The sequence below is a fragment of the Pseudoflavonifractor phocaeensis genome, from assembly GCF_016901735.1.
GTDB lineage: Bacteria > Bacillota > Clostridia > Oscillospirales > Oscillospiraceae > Pseudoflavonifractor_A.
The window spans coordinates 1-5,422 of record NZ_JACLZC010000106.1; the positions used below are offsets into that span (position 1 = coordinate 1).

Annotated in this window: 4 protein-coding genes; 1 reads left to right on the top strand and 3 read right to left on the bottom strand. The window is 58.9% G+C overall.

Annotated elements, in window-relative coordinates; genetic code table 11:
- The 3 genes from H7U37_RS14275 to H7U37_RS14285 all read right to left on the bottom strand — a co-directional run.
- Positions 1–733, bottom strand: a 733-nt coding sequence (locus H7U37_RS14275) for a hypothetical protein (protein WP_338049846.1), incomplete at its 3' end; no start/stop codon positions are given.
- Positions 734–1,018: 285 nt separating this feature from the next.
- The gene (locus tag H7U37_RS14280) at positions 1,019–3,691 is read right to left on the bottom strand and encodes an S-layer homology domain-containing protein (protein ID WP_204876749.1); all 2,673 of its coding nucleotides are present in this window, start codon (positions 3,689–3,691) and stop codon (positions 1,019–1,021) included.
- Between the two features lie 309 nt (positions 3,692–4,000).
- Complete coding sequence (locus H7U37_RS14285; protein WP_204876751.1) at positions 4,001–4,249, bottom strand: hypothetical protein; 249 nt, start codon at positions 4,247–4,249, stop codon at positions 4,001–4,003.
- Between the two features lie 211 nt (positions 4,250–4,460).
- On the opposite strand from H7U37_RS14285, the gene H7U37_RS14290 reads away from it, so the two are divergent.
- The gene (locus H7U37_RS14290) at positions 4,461–5,264 is read left to right on the top strand and encodes a response regulator (protein WP_204876757.1); all 804 of its coding nucleotides are present in this window, start codon (positions 4,461–4,463) and stop codon (positions 5,262–5,264) included.
- Positions 5,265–5,422 lie beyond the last annotated feature (158 nt).

The following is a 5,422-nucleotide window of genomic DNA, read 5'->3' on the forward strand; positions in this document are numbered from 1 at the left end:
AGGACCAGGTGCCGTCGCCGTTGTCGATGACGGTCCAGACGTCGCTCTCAGAGAAGCCGGACAGGGTGCCGTCGGTCAGGGAGACGTCGGTGCCGTTGTTGTAGAAGCCTTTGTAAGTGCCGGAAAGGGCCTTGCCATAGGCGGGGTTATAGATGACCACCTGGTCGCCGCCGGCAATGGGACCGGCAGGCTCCGCCTCGCCCTCCAGCTTGTAGAGGGTGAAGTCGCAGGGATAACCGGCGTTGATGGTGGTGTTCTTATAGGCCCGGAACTTGTTTTCCGAGCTCTTGTTGCTGGCCAGGGTAACGGTATCCTCGCCCACGCCCAGGAACCGGAAAGCGCCGTTCGCAAAGGTGACGGCCCAGGTGTAAGCCCCGGACTGGATACCGTTATTGTTGCCGCCCTTGGGGGCGACGGTCACGCCGTTCCCGTCGGTGAGGGTGACGCCGTCCGCGGTGACGGAGACGGTCCACACCAGATTGGCGGCGGGATCGGTAATGGCGCCGTTGTCATCGGTCAATTGTGTGGCGGTCAGCCAGGTGCCGTCCAAAGCGCCCACGGCATAGCCGCTGTCCACCACCATAACATACTGACCGTCGGTCAGCTGGTCCTGAGCGGTGATCTTCTGAAAGGTGCCCGTATTGTCGGCGGCAAAAACCGCGGCGGGCAGGAGGCTGAGGAGCATCGCCACAGCCAGCAGCGCAGATAGGAACGTTTTCAGCTTGTGTTTCATCCTTGGATCATCCATCCTTCCTGAAACGGTGCCGCGGCCGGAGACCGCGGTCAGTTTTTCTGCAATCAATACGGCGATGACGGCACCTCCCTTCCCTGTTTCCAATAAGGGCGTAACCTTATTGTAACAAATTCCAACACGAATTACAATATTTTTCCGTGGTTCTGACGAGAAGAGCCGGTAAAGAATAAGATGGATTTGTAAAATAGGCGCAAAGGACAAAAAACACCCCCGGGACTTTCGTCCCGGGGATGTTGGGTGCTAGGGGTTTAATGAACGGAAAGCTTAGTCCGCAACAGCCTCGATAGAGGTCAGGATGACCACAACAGCGCCGTCCTCGCTCACGTTCAGAGCCAGCTTGACGTTCTCAACCTTGGGAGCGTCAGCATCCAGCAGGTCGGCCAGAGCCTTCAGGCTGGACACGGACTTCTCGTACTGGCCATCGGCATCCTTGTCGTGGGCGTCAACAAACTTGGCGCCGGACACGTCGATGTCCTCGTACTTATGGCTGTCGGTGGTGGTGACAGTCAGCAGGCCATCGTACAGGGCGTTAGCCTCCATCTTGGCATTCACCAGAACGCCTTCCTCGCCGTCCCAGATGTACTTGCTGCTGGCTACCTTAATGTCCATGGTGTCCACATCAGCGTCGTCCAGCTCATAGTAGTCGTCGTCGTTGATGGTGTAGGCGTAGAAGCCGGCCGTGTCAGCGGTGTAGTCCTCGGCCACGGCCACGGTCTTGGAGCTGCCGTCCACGAAGTACAGGGTCTGCATCACATAGCCGTCGCCCACCTCGTTCTTGTCGGCATCAGCCACGAACACCAGGTCCTCGTTGTACTCGGTCTTCTGGTCGATCTCGCTGGCGCTGCCGATGATAACATACTTCACGGTGGAGCTGCCGTCGGCGGTGATGAAGTAGACCTTATCGCTGGTGGTGGTATTCAGGGAGATACCGCCGGTAGCGGTGGAAACAGCCAGGTCAGAGCCGCTCTCGCCGATCATGACATACTCGGTGCTGCTGTTGAAGCGGTAGGTCTTGCCGACGGTCATACGGGTGGTGTTCTTGGTGAACTCGAAGGTGGTGCTGCCGGTGTTAGCGTCCTTGATGTCCCAATCCTTGCCGCCGTCCCAAACAGTCAGGTCATACTTCTCGTTGCCAGCCTTATAGGTGGTGGTAGTGGTAGAACCACCGGTCGACTGGCCCTCATTATAGGCCGTACCGGTCCACTTCTTATCGGAAATGGTCACCAGCTTACCAGCATAGTCAGCATTGGTGTAAGGATCGGTGCCGACCTTGCCGGCCTGATTCTCAATAACGGTGTCCTTATTGGCCAGATCACGGCTCTCCAGCTCGATCTCGGAGACGGTGCCGTCCATGGCAACCAGCTGAGCGTGATAGGTGGTGTCCTTGCCGCCGTAGCTGCCAGTGCCCTCGTTCTTCCAAACCAGAGCCACATAGTACACGTCGTCGATGGTGGCGTCAGCGCCCTCCACCAGCTCGATGCCCAGGACATAGTCGTTGTTGTCCAGGTACAGGATGTAGCTGGAGTCCTTGCCCACGGTCACGTTGGTGAGGGTGGTGTCCAGAACGCCGGCGCTGTAGCCGTCAACCACGGTGTACTTGGTGCCGTCCACGGTCAGGGTGTTCTTGGAGACGTTCTTGGTGGAAACGGAGCCCTCAACGGCCTCGGGGATGTAGGAAGCGATCACCTTACCGTCGTTCACGATGACGGCAACATAGGCGTCCTCTTCATAGGTGTCGGCGTTGAAGCCGGCGATGTCGGTGCTGTTGTACTCGGTGCCGTCGATGGTGACGTAAGCAACCACGCCGTCCTCGGCGTCGTCGTCATCCACGTCGGTGTCCACGTTGGTGATCTGCTCCAGGGAGTAGCGGCTGACAACAGCGGCCTCAATGGCGTTGTCATCGCCCAGGAAGATCTCGACCACGTCGCCGGTCTTGAGGTCCATGACACTGTCGGCCTCGGCGCCGTTCAGAGCGTACACCTCGCCAGCGGTCAGCTTCTTGTTGCCGGTCTCGTCCTTCAGCTTGGCCAGGACGTCGGTGCTGGTGACGTTCTCGTCGATGACCACGGTGTAGTCAGCGGTCTCAGCGGAGGTGGCAACCTTGTTGTCGTCGCTCACGTTGCCGTAGTACCAGGTAGCGGCGGGACGGCCCAGGTCGTCGGTGTCGTTCACGACCTTCTTCAGGTCGGAGAAGTACTTCTCGCAGAACTGCTGAACGCCGTCAGCCTTGTCATCGTAGCCCTTTTCGTCCTTGTCAACGGTCACAGCCTCGGGAGCGGAAGCGCCGGTGGCAACTTCGATGCCGTTGATGGTGATGGTGGTGCCCTTGTTGGAGTACTTCACCATGTCGGCGGTCAGGGTCTGGAACGCCATCTGAGCAGCGTTGTCGCGGCTCAGAGGATCGCTCAGCACGGTGCCGTTCACAAAGATGCCAGCGTTCACGGCGTCGGTAGCCACGTTGATGGCCCAAGCGGTGCCGGTGTAGTTCTGGATGGTGGCGTCATAGCCCAGGGCGACCAGCAGCATCTTGGCGAAAGCGTGGCCGGTCAGCTGACCCTCGGGCAGGAACTTGCCGGTGCCGTCACCAGCGAGGATGCCCATGTTGGCGCAGTAGGAGATGTAGGGAGCGGACCAGCGGTCAGCGGCCACATCGGTGAACATGGTGCCGGAGTTACCCAGCTTCTCAGCGTTCTCGGGACCCATCAGCATGTAGCAGATGATCTTAGCGGCCTGCTCACGGGTCAGGATCTCGTTGGGCAGGAACTGACCCTTGTCAGTACCCTCGAGGACATCGATCGCGGTCATCACGTCAGCCGCGGTGGTGTTCTTGATCTCAGCCTGGTCGCTGAAGTCGGCGGCGCTGGCGCCGACGACCATCATGCCAAGAACCATGACAGAAGCCAGAGCCATGCTGAGAACTCTCTTGAGATTTCTCATTTCGGATTTCCTCCTTATTCAATTTGGGCGCGGGGAGATACGCTCCTCTTTGCCTCTGGGAGAATCATAAAGCAAAAACCCCGTTTCGTCAACCGCTTTTCACAAACTGTAACAAACCTGTAAAATAAGCGGCGGCAGGGAGGGGCCTGCCTGATTCTCATTCCATTTAGACGGTGTTTCCCTGAAAAAGTTCCATTAAACCGGCTGGTTTTTTCACATTTGTGCAAAAAGTAAAAACGCCCCCGGAAACTCCGGGAGCGCCTTCGGCAACCTGCACGGCAGGCTTTATTTTATATATAAGGTATGTAGCTAATTGGCGGGACGCAGAGGGACCTTGACCGCCGCGGCCACTTCGTCGGCCCAGCCCAGCAGCGCGTTGACGCCGTCCCGTATCTCGGCCTGTCCCTCGGCCAGCGCGGACAGCTCGCCGGACATCCCGGCGGCGGCGGCGGTAAGCTGGGCGGCAGTTTGTTCCAGCCCTTCCAGCCGGCAGTGGATCGGCTGGAGTTTTTCGTCCAGCATACGGCTCAGCGCCAGCAAAAGCACCGATTCGTCCATACGTCCCGTCCTCCCCCATGATCCCAGATGATGTGAGACGATTATATTTCATTCGGGCTTTTTTGTCAAGATGGCGGCAAAAAAGGGAATATTTCGACATGTTTAGCAAAAACCGCTGCTGTATATTGGAAAAATACTGTACGAGCAATATAGAATTATGCTATACTATTCAATAAAAGAAAATACGTCAGAGCAAAACGGGGGACAGGCGATGAACGGTTGGAGTGAGACGGAACGAACAGACCTTGTCTTTTCCCCGGCCTCCAGGGAGGAGACCCCGCTGCTGCGTGCGCTGATCGTGGACGACGATGCCAGCACCCGCACGCTGCTTCGCTCCTGGCTGGAGGGACTGGAGGAATTTGCGCGCCCGTTGGAGGCGGAGGACGGACAGTCGGCGCTGGAGCAGCTGCGGCGGTACGCCCCGGACCTGATGCTGTTGGATCTGGTGATGCCGGGCACCAGCGGCTTTGCGGTGCTGGAACGGCTGCGGGAGTTATCCTGCCGGCCTCGGGTGGTGGTCATTTCCCGCGTGGGGAGCGAGCGGCTGTTGGATCAGATCTTTTCGCTGGGGGCGGATTTTTATTTTCAAAAGCCGGTGAATTTGAAGGATCTGACCTATGTGGTCCGGCTGCTGTTCTGCCAGTCGGGGGCCAGGCCGGCCGGTCAGCGGCGGGGGCCGGCCTTTGACATTTTGTATGCCATGGGCGCTTCGCCGAAATTGCAGGGCACCTTATGGGCGGCCCGTCTGGCCGAGGCGCTGGCCAGCGTTCCGGAGGGGCAGATGTTGCTCAAGGAGGCCTATTACGCGGTGCGCCGTCCGGGGGACAGCTCTTATCTCACGGTAGACAAGAACATCCGGGATCTCATTCAGCGGCTGCATCGGGTGGGCGCGCCGGACTATCTCCGTCTGTGGGACCAGGACCATCTGCGCGCCCCCACCTGCGGCGAGTTTCTCCACGCGCTGGCCAGGGAGGTGCGCAGGCGCTATGAGCAGACCCTTTCGCCCGTGCGGTAAAAGCCGACGGTGGAAAACAGGACGCCCCGGACGACATGGTCCGGGGCGTTCAGTCTGTCGAAGAAGTGGAAGGTGGTGCAGGAAACGTCAAAATGCCTGCATGGATGCGGGCGACCACAAGGGTCGCCCCTACAAGACGGGAGGGGATCGCACTCCCC

What these genes read in the sequence shown, in the direction of transcription:
- H7U37_RS14280 (WP_204876749.1), bottom strand. Translation starts at nt 3,691, where the DNA reads ATGAGAAATCTCAAGAGAGTTCTCAGCATGGCTCTGGCTTCTGTCATG.
- H7U37_RS14285 (WP_204876751.1), bottom strand. Translation starts at nt 4,249, where the DNA reads ATGGACGAATCGGTGCTTTTGCTGGCGCTGAGCCGTATGCTGGACGAA.
- H7U37_RS14290 (WP_204876757.1), top strand. Translation starts at nt 4,461, where the DNA reads ATGAACGGTTGGAGTGAGACGGAACGAACAGACCTTGTCTTTTCCCCG.